General features: G+C 74.5%; 16 protein-coding genes and 1 pseudogene. 4 read left to right on the top strand and 13 right to left on the bottom strand.

Annotated features, from left to right (window positions below; genetic code table 11):
• The 5 genes from AB0C69_RS20370 to AB0C69_RS20350 all read right to left on the bottom strand — a co-directional run.
• Positions 1 to 1,150: aminotransferase class III-fold pyridoxal phosphate-dependent enzyme (locus AB0C69_RS20370; protein ID WP_360355631.1), on the bottom strand; the 1,150-nt coding region annotated here is incomplete at its 3' end.
• A 92-nt stretch (positions 1,151 to 1,242) separates the two neighbouring features.
• On the bottom strand, positions 1,243 to 1,902 hold the full coding sequence (locus AB0C69_RS20365; RefSeq protein ID WP_345182339.1) for a GntR family transcriptional regulator: 660 nt from the start codon (positions 1,900 to 1,902) through the stop codon (positions 1,243 to 1,245).
• 21 nt (positions 1,903 to 1,923) lie between these two features.
• The gene (locus AB0C69_RS20360) at positions 1,924 to 2,697 is read right to left on the bottom strand and encodes a maleate cis-trans isomerase (protein ID WP_345182341.1); all 774 of its coding nucleotides are present in this window, start codon (positions 2,695 to 2,697) and stop codon (positions 1,924 to 1,926) included.
• A 35-nt stretch (positions 2,698 to 2,732) separates the two neighbouring features.
• Positions 2,733 to 3,494: an Asp/Glu racemase gene (locus AB0C69_RS20355; RefSeq protein ID WP_345182343.1), complete on the bottom strand. Its 762-nt coding sequence runs from the start codon at positions 3,492 to 3,494 to the stop codon at positions 2,733 to 2,735.
• A 16-nt stretch (positions 3,495 to 3,510) separates the two neighbouring features.
• Positions 3,511 to 3,993: a DUF3830 family protein gene (locus AB0C69_RS20350; RefSeq protein ID WP_221493891.1), complete on the bottom strand. Its 483-nt coding sequence runs from the start codon at positions 3,991 to 3,993 to the stop codon at positions 3,511 to 3,513.
• 383 nt (positions 3,994 to 4,376) lie between these two features.
• On the opposite strand from AB0C69_RS20350, the gene AB0C69_RS20345 reads away from it, so the two are divergent.
• Together AB0C69_RS20345 and AB0C69_RS20340 are read left to right on the top strand one after the other, a co-directional pair.
• On the top strand, positions 4,377 to 5,315 hold the full coding sequence (locus AB0C69_RS20345; RefSeq protein ID WP_360355634.1) for a D-2-hydroxyacid dehydrogenase: 939 nt from the start codon (positions 4,377 to 4,379) through the stop codon (positions 5,313 to 5,315).
• A 2-nt stretch (positions 5,316 to 5,317) separates the two neighbouring features.
• Positions 5,318 to 6,718, top strand: a complete 1,401-nt coding sequence (locus AB0C69_RS20340) for an amidase (protein WP_360355627.1) — start codon at positions 5,318 to 5,320, stop codon at positions 6,716 to 6,718.
• On the opposite strand, the gene AB0C69_RS20335 is transcribed toward AB0C69_RS20340, so the two are convergent.
• A complete protein-coding gene (locus tag AB0C69_RS20335; RefSeq protein WP_360355624.1) occupies positions 6,705 to 7,718 on the bottom strand; it encodes an alcohol dehydrogenase catalytic domain-containing protein in 1,014 nt (337 codons plus the stop codon). The two genes, AB0C69_RS20340 and AB0C69_RS20335, sit on opposite strands and share 14 nt — an antisense overlap.
• A gap of 125 nt (positions 7,719 to 7,843) precedes the next feature.
• On the opposite strand from AB0C69_RS20335, the gene AB0C69_RS20330 reads away from it, so the two are divergent.
• Complete coding sequence (locus AB0C69_RS20330; RefSeq protein WP_360355621.1) at positions 7,844 to 8,542, top strand: TetR/AcrR family transcriptional regulator; 699 nt, start codon at positions 7,844 to 7,846, stop codon at positions 8,540 to 8,542.
• On the opposite strand, the gene AB0C69_RS20325 is transcribed toward AB0C69_RS20330, so the two are convergent.
• The 4 genes from AB0C69_RS20325 to AB0C69_RS20310 all read right to left on the bottom strand — a co-directional run bounded on the left by AB0C69_RS20325 (position 8,533) and on the right by AB0C69_RS20310 (position 13,686).
• On the bottom strand, positions 8,533 to 9,162 hold the full coding sequence (locus AB0C69_RS20325) for a DUF1707 domain-containing protein (RefSeq protein ID WP_360355619.1): 630 nt from the start codon (positions 9,160 to 9,162) through the stop codon (positions 8,533 to 8,535). The genes AB0C69_RS20330 and AB0C69_RS20325 overlap by 10 nt on opposite strands.
• A gap of 36 nt (positions 9,163 to 9,198) precedes the next feature.
• Positions 9,199 to 11,481: an FdhF/YdeP family oxidoreductase gene (locus tag AB0C69_RS20320; RefSeq protein WP_360355616.1), complete on the bottom strand. Its 2,283-nt coding sequence runs from the start codon at positions 11,479 to 11,481 to the stop codon at positions 9,199 to 9,201.
• Positions 11,482 to 11,543: 62 nt separating this feature from the next.
• Positions 11,544 to 12,629, bottom strand: coding sequence for a trypsin-like peptidase domain-containing protein (locus tag AB0C69_RS20315; protein ID WP_360355613.1), 1,086 nt, complete (start codon positions 12,627 to 12,629; stop codon positions 11,544 to 11,546).
• Positions 12,630 to 12,705: 76 nt separating this feature from the next.
• The gene (locus tag AB0C69_RS20310; protein ID WP_345182360.1) at positions 12,706 to 13,686 is read right to left on the bottom strand and encodes a phosphotriesterase-related protein; all 981 of its coding nucleotides are present in this window, start codon (positions 13,684 to 13,686) and stop codon (positions 12,706 to 12,708) included.
• A gap of 133 nt (positions 13,687 to 13,819) precedes the next feature.
• On the opposite strand from AB0C69_RS20310, the gene AB0C69_RS20305 reads away from it, so the two are divergent.
• A complete protein-coding gene (locus AB0C69_RS20305; protein WP_345182362.1) occupies positions 13,820 to 14,455 on the top strand; it encodes a TetR/AcrR family transcriptional regulator in 636 nt (211 codons plus the stop codon).
• 15 nt (positions 14,456 to 14,470) lie between these two features.
• Here the strand turns inward: AB0C69_RS20305 and AB0C69_RS20300 are convergent, their stop codons facing one another.
• From AB0C69_RS20300 to AB0C69_RS20290, 3 genes and pseudogenes are all read right to left on the bottom strand, one after another.
• Positions 14,471 to 15,715, bottom strand: a complete 1,245-nt coding sequence (locus AB0C69_RS20300) for a multidrug effflux MFS transporter (protein ID WP_360355610.1) — start codon at positions 15,713 to 15,715, stop codon at positions 14,471 to 14,473.
• 30 nt (positions 15,716 to 15,745) lie between these two features.
• On the bottom strand, positions 15,746 to 16,354 hold the full coding sequence (locus AB0C69_RS20295; protein ID WP_353835218.1) for a malonic semialdehyde reductase: 609 nt from the start codon (positions 16,352 to 16,354) through the stop codon (positions 15,746 to 15,748).
• Between the two features lie 116 nt (positions 16,355 to 16,470).
• Positions 16,471 to 16,807, bottom strand: a pseudogene (locus tag AB0C69_RS20290) (hypothetical protein); the annotation flags it as partial.

Genomic DNA, 16,807 nt, shown 5'->3' with positions numbered 1-16,807 from the left:
GCACGCTGCGCGTCGTCGGGTCCTCCGACGTCGAGCACCTCGACCCCGCGTCCCGCGCCGCCGCGGCGGCGTCGGGTTCGCCGTCCGGCGTGGTGAACTCGCTGGCCTGCATCAGCCCGAGCCCGCGCACGTCGCCGATCGCCGGGTGGTCGGCGGCGACCTTGCGGAGCCCGTCGTTCAGCCGCGCGCCCTGCACGGCGGAGTTGCCGACCAGGTCCTCGTCGGCGATGACCCGGAGGGTGGCGAGCGCGGCGGCGCACGAGACGGCGTTGCCCCCGTACGTGCCGCCCTGCGACCCCGGGCGGGCCTTGGCCATCAGCGCCTCCGGCGCCGCGATCGCCGACAGCGGGAACCCGCTCGCCAGGCCCTTGGCCGTGATCAGGACGTCGGGGCGCGCGGCGGAGTGCTCGTGGCCCCAGAACCGGCCGGTCCGCCCGAAACCGGTCTGCACCTCGTCCACGACCAGCAGGATGCCGTGCCGGTCGGCGCGCTCGCGCAGGCCCTCCAGGAAGGCGGGCGGCGCGGGGATGTAGCCGCCCTCGCCGAGGACGGGCTCGACCACGAAGGCGGCCGTGTCGGACGCCGGGCTCGCGGTGGCGAGCAGGTAGTCGAGCTCGCGCAGCGCGAACCGCGTCGCCTCCTCCTCCGGCCACCCGTACCGGTAGGCCTGGGGGAACGGCGCGATCGCGGCGCCCGGCATGAGCGGGCCGATCCCGGCGCGGAACTTCGTGCCCGCCGTGGTGAGCGCGGCGGCGCCCATCGTGCGGCCGTGGAAGGAGCCGTGGAAGACGACGATGTTCTGCCGGCCGGTGGCGTGCCGGGCCAGCCGGATGGCCGCCTCGACCGCCTCGCTGCCGCTGTTGAGGAAGAACAGCGAGTCCAGGCCCTCCGGCAGCACCTCGCCGAGCGCCTCGGTCAGCCGCAGCAGCGGCCGGTGCATGACGGTCGTGTACTGGCCGTGGACGAGCGTGCCCACCTGCTGCTGCGCGGCCTCGACCACGCGCGGGTGGCAGTGCCCGGTGTTGACGACGCCGATGCCCGCGGTGAAGTCCAGGTGCCGGCGGCCCTCGGCGTCGTAGAGGTAGACGCCCTCGCCGCGCTCGGCGAGGACGGGGGTGGCCTGCTTGAGCAGGGGAGACAGCGTCGCCATACGGCCCTCCGGTAGATTGTCGACAATCTGCAATCTAGGTGGCCCCGGGTCCGTTGTCCAGGGCCCGCGGCCCCGTGTGGCGGGGCCGGTCGCTAGGACTCGCGGAGCCGCTGGATGGAGTCGGTCATGTGCTCCTCGATGAGGGTGAGCAGGTGCTCCTCCTCCCCGTCGCCGATCGCGTCGACGAGCCGCCGGTGCTCCTCCACGAGGTCGGCGGGCTCGGGATAGGTGTCCTGGAGCGCGTTCAGGCACATGCGCGTCTCCACCAGCAGCGTGTGCGCCATCCGCTCCAGCCGCGGGCTGCCCGACGAGCTGACCAGCACCTCGTGGAAGGCCTGGTCGGCGTCGCTCATCGCGACCCGGTCGCGCTCGCGGGCGGCGGCCACGAGCGCCTCCAGCGCCTCGGTGAGCCGGGCCACCGCCTCGCCCCGGTTGCGGTCCATGATCAGCCGGCAGGCCTCGCGCTCGATCGCGAGCCGGGCGAGGTAGACGTCCTCCACGTCCCCCTCGTCCAGCGTGATCACGAACAGCCCGCGGTGGGGCTCGCTGACGAGCAGCCCCTCCTGGACGAGCCGCTGCATGGCCTCGCGCAGCGGTCCGCGGCTGATGCCGAGGCGCGCGGCGAGCTCGGCCTCGCCGAGCTGCGCGCCGGGCTCCAGCGACCCGTACATGATCGCCGAACGCAGCTCGTCCGAGACGATCTCCACCGTCGACTTGCGGGGAACAGGCTCCAGCTCACCCAGTCGGCCCATGCGCGGTTCCCTTTCGTCTTCTCATGTCTGCCAGGCATGTCGCCCGTGCAGGGGGGCGGCGGCGGGGACGGAGAACAGCCGGCCCAGCCCCGTGCGCGGCGGGAGACCCTCGGGGCCGGACGCTAGCCGCAGCCCCTCCCAGACGCTCACCTGGTTGGCGGTCAGCACCGGCTTGCCGACCCGCGCCTCCAGCTTGTCGAGCCAGGACACCGTGTGCAGCGCGGTGTCGGGCACCAGCACCGCCTCGGCGTCCGGATGGTCGTTGGCCGCGACGAACGCCAGCACCTCGTCGCGGCCGAGGGTGCCGACCTCGGCGGCGGTGACGATGCCCCGGCAGGACAGCGCCACCACCTCGATGCCGGCGTGGGCGAGGAACGCGACGAACCGCTCGGCGACGTCGGCGGGATAGGTCGCGGCGACCGCGACCCGGGTCACGCCGAGCGCCCGCGCCGCGTGGACGAACGCGAACGACGTGCTGGAGGCGGGCACGCCCGCCGCCTCGCGCACCCCCGCGACCTGCTGCGCGGCGCCGTCCCAGCCGAACACGAAGCTTCCGCTGGTGCACGCCCAGACGGCCGCCTTCACGCCGAGGCCGCGGAGCGTGCGGGCCCCGTCGCCGAGCACGTCGGCGCCGCCGATGTCCAGCAGCGCGTCGACGCGGTGGGCGTCCTCGCGCATCAGCGTGTGCACGACCGGGAGGCTGACCTCCCCGAGGGCGCGCTCGATGGCGGGGTAGTCGTCCTCGGCGCTGTAGCCGGGGTAGAGGAACCCCGCGCGCAACCCGTTCTGGCGCATGTTGTCGACAATCCTACCTTTGGAGATCATGGCGGCTAGGCCGCCGTGAAGGGAGCGAGGCCGACCAGGGACTGTCCGGGACCGGACGCCGACCGGCCCATGGCGCGCAGCGCCGAGCACATCGTCACCTGGTTGGCGGTCAGGACCGGCTTGCCGATCATCTGCTCGAGCGGCGCGATGATGTCGTAGGTCGGGACGTTGGTGCAGCTGATGAAGACGGCCTCGGCCTCGGGGCAGTCCACCGCCGACACCGCCGACACGATCTCGCCGTAGCCGACCTTCCAGATGTGGCTGAGCAGCCCCAGCCCGACCGAGGACACCACTTCGACGCCGTGCTCGCCGAGGAACGACACGAGCCGCTCGGTGACGGCGTCGATGTAGGGCGTGACGACCGAGATGCGCCGGGCGCCGAGCAGCCGGAGCGACTCCACCAGCGCGCCCGAGGTCGTCGTCGAGACCGGCGCGCCGGCCCGCAGCATCGACTCGTGCAGCTGGAGCTCGCCCGCCTTGCCGCGGATGAAGCTGCCCGACGCGCACGCGTAGGCGACCGCGAGCGGCTCGGGGGCCAGGACGTCGCGGGTCGCCTGCCGGACGATCGACTGGTCCGACAGCGCCGAGGCCATCTCCACCGTGACCGGGACCGGCACGTACGGCAGCCGGGTCATGAACAGCGACACGTCGTCGGGCGTCCAGCGCCACAGTTCCCGGTCGAGGGCGAAGTCGAAAGGCGCGACCACCCCGATGCCGTGCTGGGCGAGCAGCTCTGGGCCGACGACCAGCGAGGGGTCGAATGTCATCTGCGCGGCCGCCACTCTAGGACTCTGCGCGCGCGTAGAGGAGGCGCTCGCCGACGCCGCCGGACCGCCACACGTCGTTGCACGCCTCGGCCATGCGGTCCAGGCCGTCGACGATCGTCGCGTAGACGTTGCCGGGGACCCAGCCGACGTCCCCGTTCAGCAGCAGGTTGTTGCGGCCGTAGAAGATCGCGAGGTCGATGACGCCGGGCAGGGCGTGGATGTTCTTCTCCTCCTTGAACTTCCGGTCGAGCATCCCGCCGGGGAAGGAGAAGTAGACGACGTCGCCCGGGATCGGGGTGACGGTGGGGTTCTCCAGGCCGACCTCCTCCTCGGAGAACCGCTCGACCATCGTGTACACCTCGTTGCGGGCATACTTGGCGTGGTAGGCCTCGCCTCCGAGCGGTAGAGCGTTCCAGACCGCTTCGCAGGTCCTCGGCGCATCCTTCTCCAGGAGCTCCGCGACACAGGAGACGCCGCGGCGCTCCAGAGTGATGGTCATGAGCTTGGGCATGCTGACCTCCCCGTGAACAGGGGTGGGCGAGAGCGTCGCCACCCGAAGGACTCTCCATGTTCGTGGGAGGACGACGTCCCCCCACACCCCCGACGGGGGCTGTTAGAGCGCTCTGGGATCCGTCCTGGCCCTGCTGGGCACGGGTTGCGACGGTCTTGCAGCACATATCCCACTGCGGTGGCCGGGGCCACGGTCCACCGCGTTGATTGTTGACAATCCTACGAACGGTTCCTAGCGTGTCAATGCCTCCCGCCGTTGCCTTCTCGTAAACTCCGCACACCCCGGAAGTGACGCCGATGGACCCTGCTCAGCACGCATCCGGTGGCCCGCCTGACGTGGTGGTCCTGCTGGGCGACGTCGATCCGCGCGGCATGGAGGAGGCGGAGAGCCTCGCGCGAGTCCGTTACGTGCGTGAAACAGAGCTCGCGGCGGCGCTTCCCGGCGCCGATGTCCTGTTCATGTGGGATTTCCTCTCGGACGCCGTGGCCGGCGCGTGGCCGGCGTCCGGCGGCCCCGGATGGGTCCACATCGCCAGCGCCGGCGTCGACCGGCTCATGTTCCCCGGGCTCGTCGACAGTGACACGGTTGTCACCAACTCGCGCGGCGTGTTCGACGAGCCGATCGCCGAGTACGTCCTCGGGCTCGTGCTGGCCTTCGCCAAGGACCTGCACACCACCGTCCGCCTCCAGGGCGAGCGGCGCTGGCGGCACCGCGAGACCGAGCGGATCACCGGCGCCCGCGCGCTGGTCGTCGGCACCGGCCCGATCGGCCGCGCGATCGGCCGCCGCCTGTCGGCGGCGGGCCTGGTCGTCTCCGGCGCCGGGCGCACCGCCCGCGACGCCGACCCCGACCTCGGCGTCGTCCACCCGATGGAGCGGCTGGGCGAGGCGCTCGCCCGGGCCGACTACGTCGTGCTCGCCGCGCCCCTCACCCCGCAGACCCGGGGCATGATCGACGCCGCGGCGCTGGAGCGGATGCGCCCGTCCGCGCGGCTGGTCAACGTCGGGCGCGGAGGCCTGGTGGCCGAGGGCGACCTCGTCGAGGCGCTGCGCGCGGGCCGGATCGCGGGCGCCGCGCTCGACGTCTTCGAGGACGAGCCGCTGCCGGAGTCCTCGCCGCTGTGGGACATGCCGGGCGTCATCGTCTCCCCGCACATGTCCGGCGACGTCGTCGGCTGGCGGGACGAGCTCGTCCGGCTCTTCGCCGACAACCTCGGCCGCTACGTGTCCGGCCGCCCGCTGCGCAACGTCGTGGACAAGCGCCTCGGCTACGTGGGCCCGGAGCGGGCGGCATCACACCAGAGGGGGTAGCCATGGCCGATGCGGCCGATCTGACCGCGACCGAACTGCTCGCGGAGTACCGGGCGGGGGCGCTGTCCCCGGCCGAGGCCGCCGGGGCCGTGCTCGCCCGGATCGAGCGGGACGATCCGGAGCTCAACGCGTTCTGCCTCGTCGACGAGGAGACCACCCTCGACATGGCGCGGGCCGCGACCGAGCGGTGGCGGCGCGGCGCGACGCTCGGGCCGCTGGACGGCGTGCCGGTCTCCATCAAGGACGTCCTGCTCACCCGCGGCTGGCCGACGCTGCGCGGCTCCAGGACGATCGATCCCGCCGGAGCGCGGGCCGAGGACGCGCCGTCCGTGGCCCGCCTCCGCGAGCAGGGCGCGGTGTTCGCCGGCAAGACGACGACGCCGGAGTTCGCCTGGAAGGGCGTGACCGACAACCCGCTGACGGGCGTCACGCGCAACCCGTGGGACCCCTCCCGCACGCCGGGCGGGTCGAGCGGCGGCGCGGCGGCGGCGGTCGCGGCGGGCATGGCGCCGCTCGCCCTCGGCACCGACGGCGGCGGCTCGGTGCGCATCCCCGCCGCGTTCACCGGCACCTTCACGATCAAGCCGACCTACGGCCGCATCCCGCACTACCCGGCGAGCCCGTTCGGGACGCTCGCGCACATCGGCCCCATGACCAACACCGTGGCGGACGCGGCCCTGCTGCTCGACGCCGTGTGCGGGGCGGACGGCCGCGACTGGTCGTCGCTGCCGCCGCCCGACGTGCCGTTCGCCGAGGCCGGAGCCGGGCGGGACGACCTGACCGGCCTGCGCGTCGCGTTCAGCCCGGACCTCGGGTTCGCGGAGGTCGACCCGGAGGTCGCGGCGCCGGTCGCGGCCGCCGCCGAGGCGTTCGCCGAGCTCGGCGCGAAGGTCGAGCAGGTCGACCCCGGCTTCGGGGACCCGGTCGCGGACTTCGAGGTCCTGTGGTTCGCGGGCGCCGCCAAGGTCGTCGAGCACCTGTCGCAGGAGGAGCGCGGGCTGCTCGACCCGGGGCTGCGGGAGGTCTGCGAGCGGGGCGCGCGGTACTCGGCGCTGGACTACCTGACGGCCACGGCCCGGCGCATGGAGCTCGGGCGGATGATGGGCGTGTTCCACGAGCGCTACGACCTGCTGCTCACCCCGACAACGCCGATCGCCGCGTTCGAGGCCGGCCTGGAGGTCCCGCCGGGCTCGCCGTCCCCGCGCTGGACGGGCTGGACCCCGTTCACCTACCCGTTCAACATGACCCAGCAGCCCGCGGCGAGCCTGCCGTGCGGCTTCACCTCCCGCGGCCTGCCCGTCGGCCTCCAGGTCGTCGGCGCCCGCCACGCCGACGCCCTGGTGATGGCCGCGTGCGCCGTCTACGAGCGGGCGCGGCCGTGGAGGCGGTTCACGGGAAGGTGATGACGGCGCGGCCCCGGTGGACGCCCTCGTCCATCGCGGCGAGGACGCCCGGGGCCTCGTCCAGCGTGACCGGGACGACCTCGGGGACGATCCCGTGCGCCACCGCGAACGCGAGGGTGTCGCGCAGGTCGTGCGGGGAGCCCGAGGGCACGCCCATGACCCGCAGCCGGCCGCTGACCAGGGCCATCGGCGGCACGCTCACGTTCTCGGCGCCCATGCCGAGGTAGAGCAGGGTGCCGTCCGGGCGCAGGCCGCCGAACGCGGCGAGCCCCGTCGCGGTGGCGGGCGCTGTGTTCACCACCAGGTCGGCGCCGCCCCACGCCCGCAGCGCCTCGGCGGGATCCTCCTCGTCGGTCGCGACGAACAGTTCGGCGCCGAGGCCGAGCGCCTCCTTCTCGGCGCGGCGCGACCGCGACACCACGGCGACGCGGGCGCCCATCGCGGCGGCGAACCGCTGGGCCATCGTCCCGACGCCGCCGGTGCCGAGCACGGCCACCTTCGACCCGGCGGCGGCCCCGGCCTGCCGGAGCCCGTTGAAGGCGGTGAGGCCGGCGCACATCAGCGGCGCGCCGGCGACCGGGTCCAGGCCGTCCGGCAGCGGCGTGACGAACCCGGCGCGGCCGACGAAGTACTCGGTGTACCCGCCGTCGCGGTTGACGCCGGTGACCTGCTTCGGCGCGCCGGTGCAGAGGATCTGGTCGCCGCGGGCGCACTGGTCGCAGTGGCCGCAGGACCCGTGCAGCCAGGCGGCGCCGACCGCGGTGCCGACCTCGGGCCAGTCGACGCCCTCGCCGAGCGCCGCGACGACCCCGCTGATCTCGTGTCCGGGGACGACGGGGAACGTTCCGAACGGGTAGTGGCCCCGCAGGTGGTTGACCTCGGAGAAGCACATCCCGCAGGCGGCGACCCGCACCAGGATCTCGCCGGGGCCGGGCCGGGGCTCCTCGCGCTCGACGATCTCCAGCGGCCCGCCCGGGGCGGTGAGCACGGCGCTGCGCATGGCGGCGCCCCCTCTCGTGTCGTGACGGCCGGCCGGCCGTTCTCTAACATCGGTATAGCAATGACTGTACCTACGCTATACGACGCAGCATAGCGCTGCTCGAAAAGTTTTGTAACATCGTTGTTGTGACCGCTCAGAGGGATCCCCGCACCCGCGACCGCATCCTGCGCGCCGCCGCGCGCCTGCTCACCGAGGCCGGCGGCGAGCCGGTCTCGACCCGGGCCGTGTGCACCGCCGCGGGGGTCGGGGCGCCGACGCTGTACCACCACTTCGGCGACAAGCGCGGCCTGTTCGACGCCGTCGCCGCCCACGGGTTCGAGGAGTACCTGGCGAGCAAGCGGGCCCAGAGCGGCACCGGCGACCCGGTCGAGGACCTGCGCCGCGGCTGGGACCTGCACATCGAGTACGCCGTCACCCATCCGGCGTTCTACACGCTGATGTACGGGACGCCCCGCACCCCGCCCGCCGCCGGCGAGGCCTACGGCATCCTGCTGGGCCTGGTCGAGGCCGCGGCCGCCGCGGGACGGCTCCGCGTCCCGGTCGCCACCGCCGCCCGCATGATCCACGCCGCCGGGGTCGGGACGGCCCTCACGCTGATCGCGAACCCGTCCGGCGGCGGCGCCGACCGGGACGCCGCGGTCCGCACGCGCGAGGCCGTCCTCGCCGCCGTGACCTCGGAAGGCGACGGTCCGGCCGACGCCACGCCCGCGGCGCGGGCGGTGGCGCTGAAGTCGGCGCTGCGGGCGGCCCCGCCGGCGGGGCTGACCCCCTCGGAGGCGGCGCTGCTGGGCGAGTGGCTGGACCGCCTGGCCGATCAGTCCTGAGCGGTCCCGTCCCCGCGCCGCCTGCGGCGCTTCACGCCGACGCCGCCCCAGAACGCCAGGCCCTTCACGACCACCGTGGGGGCGCCCGGCACGCCGGGCCCGCTCGCCCGCTGGTCGAACCCGCCCATGATCCCGAGCCCGTCGACGTGCACGGTGACGTCGTCCGGCACGATGATCTGGAATCCGCCCATGATCGCCAGGGTCCGGATCGTCACCCGGCCCTCCTCGAACCGGGCGTCCCTCAGATCGATCTTCCCGCCGCCCCAGAAGGCGAACGCCCTGAAGCGCGGGGGGACGTTCCACACGCCCGCCCGGCGGAACCCGCTCGTGATCGCGATGCCGCGGCGCCAGGACGGCGCGCCGGGGACCGGCCGCCAGCCCGCCCCCGTCGCCGGGGGAGCCGCCCGGCCCGGCGACGGCAGGTCGCGGGTGATCGGTTCGAGCTCCCCGTAGGTCTTGGCGGCGTACACCGCGTCCAGTCGCTCGTCCAGCTCGTCCAGCGTGAGCCGCCCGTCGCCGGCCGCGTCCCGCAGCACCTGCGCGACCCGCTCGCGGTCGGCGTCACCGGCCCGCATCTCCGGCGCTCCGGGCGTTCCGGGATGCTCGGGGAGGTTCGTCATGCCCGCAGCCTAGACCGGCGCTCCGCGCCGCGGGGGTCAGGGCGCGGCCGGCTCCAGGCGGACGACGACGGACTTGGACGTGGGGGTGTTGCTGATCTCCGCGGTGCTGTCGAGCGGGACCAGGACGTTCGCCTCCGGGAAGTAGGCCGCCGCGCAGCCCGGCGCGGTCGGGTAGGAGACGGCGCGGAAGGCGGGGGCGCGGCGCTCGGCGCCGTCCGGCCACTCCGAGACCAGGTCGACGGTCGCGCCGTCGGCGATGCCGAGGCGGTCCAGGTCGGCGGGGTTGACGAGCACGACGCGGCGTCCGGCCTTGATGCCTCGGTAGCGGTCGTCCAGGCCGTAGACGGTGGTGTTGTACTGGTCGTGGCTGCGGAGGGTCTGGAGCAGCAGCCGCCCCTCGGGGACCCGCAGGACCTCCAGTTCGTTCACGGTGAGGTTGGCCTTGCCGGTCGCCGTCGGGAACCGGCGCTCGTCGCGGGGAGCGTGGGGGAGCGTGAAGCCGCCCGGCTCGCGGAGGCGGGCGTTGAAGTCCTCGAAGCCCGGGACGACCCGGGAGACGTGGTCGCGGATCACGTCGTAGTCGCGCTCCATCGCCTCCCAGCCGATGTCCGATCCGGGCAGCACGGCCCGCGCGAGCCGGCAGACGATCGCCACCTCGGACAGCAGGTGCCCGGACGCCGGTGCGAGGCGGCCGCGGGAGGCGTGCACCATGCCCATGGAGTCCTCGACGGAGACGATCTGCGGCCCCGTCTCCCGCACGTCGCGCTCGGTGCGGCCGAGCGTCGGGAGGATCAGCGCCACCTCCCCGGTCACCGCGTGCGACCGGTTGAGCTTGGTGGAAACCTGCGCGGTCAGCCGGCAGCGGCGCAGGGCCGCCTCCGTCACGGCGGAGTCGGGGGTGGCGCGGACGAAGTTGCCGCCCATGCCGAGGAACACCTTCGCCCTGCCGTCGCGCATGGCGCGGATCGCCCCGACGGTGTCCAGGCCGTGCTCGCGGGGCGGCTCGAACCCGAACTCGGCGGCGAGGGCGTCCAGGAAGGCGGGCTTCGGCCGCTCCCAGATGCCCATCGTCCGGTCGCCCTGCACGTTGGAGTGGCCGCGCACCGGGCAGACGCCCGCGCCGGGCCGGCCGATGTTGCCGCGCAGCAGCAGGAAGTTGACGATCTCGCGGATGGTCGGCACGGAGTTGCGGTGCTGGGTGAGGCCCATCGCCCAGCAGACGACGATCCGCTCGGCGGCGAGGACGTCGCCCAGCGTCGCGGCGATCTCCTCGCGGGTGAGGCCGGTCGCCACCAGCACGTCGTCCCAGTCCAGGCCGAGGGCGTGCTCGCGGAACGCCTCGAAGCCGTGCGCGTGGGCGTCGAGGAACTCCCGGTCGAGGGCCCCGGGCGCGTCCGACTCCAGCAGCATCCGGTTGAGCGCCTGGAACAGCGCGAGGTCGCCGTTCAGCCGGATCTGCAGGAACCGGTCGGCCAGCACCGTGCCGCGCCCGGCCATCCCGGAGGCGCGCTGCGGGTTCTTGAACCGCATCAGCCCCGCCTCGGGCAGCGGGTTGACGGCGATGACGCGGGCGCCCTCCCGTTTCGCCCGCTCCAGCGCCGACAGCATCCGCGGGTGGTTCGTCCCGGGGTTCTGGCCGACGACGAAGACGAGGTCGGCCCGGTAGAGGTCCTCCAGCAGCACCGAGCCCTTGCCGATGCCGATCGTCTCGCTCAGCGCCGACCCGGACGACTCGTGGCACATGTTGCTGCAGTCGGGCATGTTGTTCGTGCCGAACGCCCGCGCGAACAGCTGGTAGGCGAACGCCGCCTCGTTGCTGGTCCGCCCGGAGGTGTAGAAGACGGCCTCGTCCGGCGAGTCCAGGGCGTCGAGCTCGGACGCCAGCAGCCGGAACGCCTCGTCCCACGACACCGGCTCGTAGTGCCCGGACCCGGCGCGCTTCACCATCGGCTCGGTCAGCCGCCCCTGCTGGCCCAGCCAGTGGTCGGAGCGCCCGGCCAGCTCCTCGACGCCGTGCTCGGCGAAGAACTCGCGGGTGACGCGCCGTGCCGTGGCCTCCTCCGCGACGGCCTTCGCGCCGTTCTCGCAGAACTCGGCGGCGTGCCGGTGGTCGCCCTCGGGCCAGGCGCACCCCGGGCAGTCGAACCCCTGCTTCTGGTTGACGCGCAGCAGCGTCAGCGCCGTCCGCCGCACGCCCATCTGCGCGTGGGCGTGGCGCAGCGCGGCCGTGACGCCGGGAACGCCCGCCGCCCAGGTCTTCGGCTCCGAGACCTCCAGTTCGGAGTCGTCGAAGTCACCGGCGGGCGCCTTGCGCGTCATGGGGCACATCCTCGTGGTCGGCCGACACCCCCACTGTCGCACGCCGGCGCCGGTCCGGCGCGCTACTGGGGCGGGCCTTCCGTCAGGTGGACCGTCCCCGCCCTCCGGTCGCCCCGGCTCGTCGTCCACTCGATCCGGACGGCGTCGCCCGGATGGCGGGCCAGCATCAGGCTCGTGAGCGTGGACGGCGCGTCGACCGCGGCGCCGCCGAAGGCGACGATGACGCCCCCGACCGGGACCCCGGCGGCCTCGGCGGGGGAACCGGGCACGAGCTCGGCGACCAGCGCGCCGGGGGAGCGGCCGTTCGGGCGGACCTTGACGCCGAGCAGCGCGGTGCGGCCGATGTGCACGGTCGAGGACGCCTCCCCGCGCTGGATCTGCCGGGCGGTCTCCAGCGCCCGGTCGGACGGGATCGCGTAGCCCCGGTGGTCCTCGCGCTTCCGGGCGTCCTTCACCGAGAACCCGGCGGACGCCGCGGTGTTGATGCCGATGACCTTGCCGGAGGTGTCCAGCAGCGGCCCGCCGGAGTCGCCCGGCCGGATCGGCGCGTTCGTCTCGATCAGCCCGGTGAGCCGCTCGGAGGTGCCGGTGCTGTCGTCGCGCGCGGTGACCGACTGCTCCAGCGCGGTGACCTTGCCGGTGACGACCGTGGGCGTGCCGCCCTTGCCGCCCGCGTTGCCGACGGCGGTGACGGTGTCGCCGACCGCGACGCCGCCGGCGGAGGCGAACGCGGCGGTCTTCAGCCGGGTCGCGCCGGACAGCCGGATCACCGCGATGTCGCCCGCCCGGTCGTAGCCCACGACCTGCGCCGGGTAGCCGCGCCGGTCGTCGACGTCCGTCCCCCTGATGGCGGTGGCGCCCTGGATGACGTGGTTGTTGGTCAGCACCAGGCCGGACGCGGTGAGCACGATGCCCGTCCCGGCGGCGCGGGTGCCGTTCAGCGTCTGCTCCGTCTCGATGTTGACCACGCCCGGCCGCCGCCCGCTGGGCTTGGCGTTCTGGTGGCGGGTCGGCGCGGCGGACGGCGGCACGTCCTGCGGGCTCTCGCTCTCCACGACGCGGCAGCCGGGTGCGAGGAGGGCCAGGAGCGCCACCAGCAGCAGGGGGACCGCGGCACGGGCGCGGCGGCGCCTGGAGTCCTCGCTCACCTGGTTGCCTCCTCCCGCAGGTTCCTCCCATGATTCCCGATTCCATGGGATTAGACCGAAAGAGGAGGAGGCAAACTCAGCCGGTGAAGTAGCGCCGGGGGTTCTCCACCAGCATCTGGTCGATCTGCGCGTCGGAGACGCCGGCGGCCCGCAGGGCTGGCAGGACGACCTCGCCGATGTGCCGGTAGTTCCAGTTCGGCTGCAGCGCGGGCACCGTCGCCGGGTCCGGGCCGAACCAGTCCATGAAGCAGGACGCGTCGTGGCTGAGGACCATCCGGTCGGCGTAGCCCCGCTCGCACAGGGCCGCGACGGTCGCGACCCGCTGCTCGGTCGTGTTGAGGATGTCGAGGCCGAAGCGGTCCATGCCGAGGATCGCGCCGGTGTCGGCCAGCTCCATCAGGTAGTCGAGGTCGTTGCTGTCGCCCGCGTGCCCCACGACGACCTTGGCGAGGTCCACGCCCTCCTCGGCGAGCAGGCCCACGACCGTCCGGCCCGACCGGGTCGAGCTCTCGGTGTGCACGGTGACCGGCGCCCCCGTCTCCCGGTGCGCCGCGGCGACGGCCCGCAGCACCCGCTCGACGCCGGGCGTGAGGCCGGGGGCGTCCACGGCGCACTTGAGGAACGCGGCCTTGACCCCCGTCCCGGCGATGCCCTCGGTCAGGTCGCGGGTGAAGTCGGCGATCATGGGGTCGGGGCCCACGTCCATCATCGTGCCGGGACCCCGGTGGTGGAACTGGAACGGCACGTCGTTGTAGGTGTAGATGCCCGTCGCCACGATGATGTTGAGCTCCGGCACCTGCTCGTTGACCCGCTGGATCCGGGGGAGGTACCGGCCGAGACCCCACACCGTGGGGTCGGCGATGGTGGTGACGCCGAGCCCGGCCAGCTCGCGCAGCTTGCCGACCGCGTCGGCGACCTTCTCCTCCTCGTCCCACCAGTCGCCCGCGCCGTGGTTCTGGACGTACTCCGCGCCGAGCACGAAGACGTGCTCGTGCATCAGCGTGCGCCCGAGGGCGGCGGCGTCGACGGGGCCGCGGACGGTTTCAACTGCGGGCATCGATTCTCCTGCGGTGCGCGGTGATGCCGGGGGTTTCGACATCGGCCCGGGGGGCATACCGACTGGTCGGTTTCTGGCAAGCTAGAGCGCGGAACGCACCGGAGTCAACGCGGCGCGCGAAGGAGGTGCCCAGGTGGCCCAGTCCGAGTCGGGGCCCGGCCCCGCGCCGGAGTCGGCGGCGCCCGTCCGGCAGAGCGCGGTCGAGCGGCGGATCCTGGACGCGGCGCTGCGGCTGTTCGCCGAGCGCGGCTTCGACGGGACGCCCGTGCAGAGCGTCGTGGAGGCCGCCGAGGTCACCAAGGGCGCGCTGTACCACTACTTCGACTCCAAGGACGACCTGCTCTACGAGATCTACCACTCGCTGATCGCCCGCCAGCTCGCCGACCTCGGGGCGGTGCTGGCGCGGGGGCTGCCGCCGCGCGAGGCCGTCCACGCGGTGCTGACCGGGCTGATCCGCAGCACCGCCGAGCACATCGACGAGGCGAAGGTGTTCGCCCGCGAGATGCACCGGCTGGACCACGCCCGGATGCGCTCGGTCCGCGCCGACCGCCGCCGCTACCACGTGACGTTCCGGAACCTCATCGAGCAGGGCCAGCGCGACGGCGTGTTCGGCACCGGGACCCCCGCCGAGACGATCACGATCGTCGCGCTCGGCATGGTCAACCAGATGCCGTCCTGGTACCGCGCGGACGGCCCCAAGCCCGCCGCCCGGCTCGCCGACGAGGTCGCCGGGTTCATCCTCGGCGCCCTGGACCGGCCCGCGGACTGACGGCGGGACGCGGTCTCAGCTCCGCTCCGCGGCCTGCGGGGCCCGGGAGGCGGCCGCGGCGGCGGCCGCGGCGAGCACCGCCAGCGCGGCGATGGTCACGGCCATCGGGACGGCGGTGCCCGGCCCGGCGACGCCGGCCAGCGGGGCGGCGGCGCCGCCCAGCGCGAACTGGGCCACCCCGAGCAGCGCCGACGCGGTCCCGGCCACCCGCGGCGGGCGTCCCCGCAGTGCCAGGGCGGTGGCGTTCGGGCCGATCAGCCCCTGCCCGGCCGCGACGAGGAACAGCCCCGGCAGCACCCCGCCGAGGCCCCACCCGGCGAGGACCGCGGCCACCAGGACCGCCCCTCCCGCGGCGACGACGGCGAGCCCGGCCGCCAGCAGCCGGGTGAGGGCGACGCGCCCGGCGAGCAGCGCGCCCGCCTGCCCGGCCGCGACGATGCCGAGGGAGTTGACGCCGAAGGCGACGCTGAACCCCTGCGGCGACATCCCGTAGATGTCCTGCAGGACGAACGGGGATCCCGAGATGTAGGTGAACAGGGCCGCGAACGACAGGCCGATCGCCAGCCCGTACCCGGTGAACGCCCGGTCCCGGACGAGCGTCCGGCAGGCCGCGGCCGTCGCGCGCAGCCCGCCCGTCTCGCGCCGTCCGGGCGGCAGCGTCTCCGCCAGCCCGAGCAGCGACCCGAGGAACAGCGCGACGCCGATGCCGGCGAGGACCGCGAAGACGCCCGGCCACGGCACGACCCGCAGCAGCTGGCCGCCGAGGACGGGCGCGAGGATCGGCGCCAGCCCGTTCACCAGCATCAGCACCGAGAAGAACCGGGCCGCGGCGGCGCCGTCGTACAGGTCCTGGACGATCGCCCGCGCGATCACGATCCCGGCCGCCCCGGCGGCGCCCTGCACCAGCCGCAGCGCGATGAGGGTCTCCACGGTCGGCGCCGCGGCGCACAGCAGCGACGCGACGGCGTAGGCGGCGAGCCCGGCCAGCAGCGGGCGGCGGCGGCCGAGCCGGTCGCTCAGCGGCCCGGCCACCGCCTGCCCGGCGGCGAGGCCGACGACGCACGCGGTGAGGGTGAGCTGCGTTCGCGCGGCGCCCGTGGACAGGTCCGACGACATCCGGGGCAGCGCCGGCAGGTACATGTCGATCGACAGCGGCGCCAGCGCCGTCAGCGCGCCCAGCACGAGGATCAGCACCGGCCTCCGGCCGGCCGCGGGGGGATCGGACAGCTTGGAGCCGGCAGAGGCGGCCGCCTGGGTCATGGGGGGGTCTCCAGCGGGGGCGGGGGAGGCTCAGACGGTGGTGATGACCTGGGCGGCGTCGAGGCGCGGGTTGCGGGCGTGGAAGGCGTCCGGGGCGGGCCGTCCCGCGTTGACCACGGCGATGGGTCGGACGTTGCCCTCCGGGAAGAACTCCTTCTCGACGGCGCCGGCGTCGAAACCGGTCATCGGGCCCGCGGCGAGACCGGCCGCGCGGATGCCGAGGATCAGGTAGCCGAGCTGGAGGGCGGCGTTGAAGCGGGCCATCGCCGGCCTGCCGGGGCTGTCCCGCAGGGCCTCGCGGGCGCCCTCCCGGTGCGGGAACGTGACCGGCATGTGCTCGTGGAAGTCCTCGTCGGCGGCGGCGATGAGGGTCAGCGGGGCCGTCGCGGTCTTGGCGCGGTTGCCCTCGCTCATGAGCGGGACCAGCCGCTCGCGCGCCTCCCGGCTGCGCACGTCCACGATCCGCAGCGGCTGGCTGTTCATGGCGGTCGGGGCCCACCGGACCAGGTCGTAGATCGCGCGCACCTGGTCCTCGCCGACCGGCTCGCCGGTGAAGGCGTTGGCGGTGCGCGCCTCGCGGAACAGCAGCTCCTGGGCGGCGGGGTCCAGGACCAGCGGGGTCTGGGTCGCGGTCGTCATCGTGCGATGCCTCTCGGACGGGAACTCTCCGAAGGGTCAATGCGATGACGGTCCGTTATCTTCCGCGTCAGGAAGTGGGGTGCGCCACACCCGGGGGCGGCCGCGGCGGCGGCCGGTCAGAACGGGAGGCGCTCGGCCGCCGCGACGAGCGCGCCCGCGATGGTGGCGACGGTCAGGACCGACACTCCGGCCAGCACTGCCCAGCGCCCCGCCTGGTACCCGGCGGGGACGCGGCCGGCGTCGCGGCCGCGCACCGGCCACGGGGCGCGCAGCGGCGCCGTCCCCGGCGGCTCCGGAGGGACGTCGGCGGGCGCGCGGGCGCCGCCCGCGGCGGCCGCCCCGGGCAGGCCGGGCACCCACCCGCGCAGGGCGGCGCCGGCGGGGGGGGCGGGGGCGGGGCCGGGGGGGGGGGGGTCGGGGGCCCGGGGGCCCGGCAGGCAGCACCGCCTCCCT

Source organism: Actinomadura sp. NPDC048032 (genome assembly GCF_040653175.1).
Lineage (GTDB): Bacteria > Actinomycetota > Actinomycetes > Streptosporangiales > Streptosporangiaceae > Spirillospora > Spirillospora verrucosospora.
This window is presented reverse-complemented; position numbering and strand designations above follow the sequence as displayed.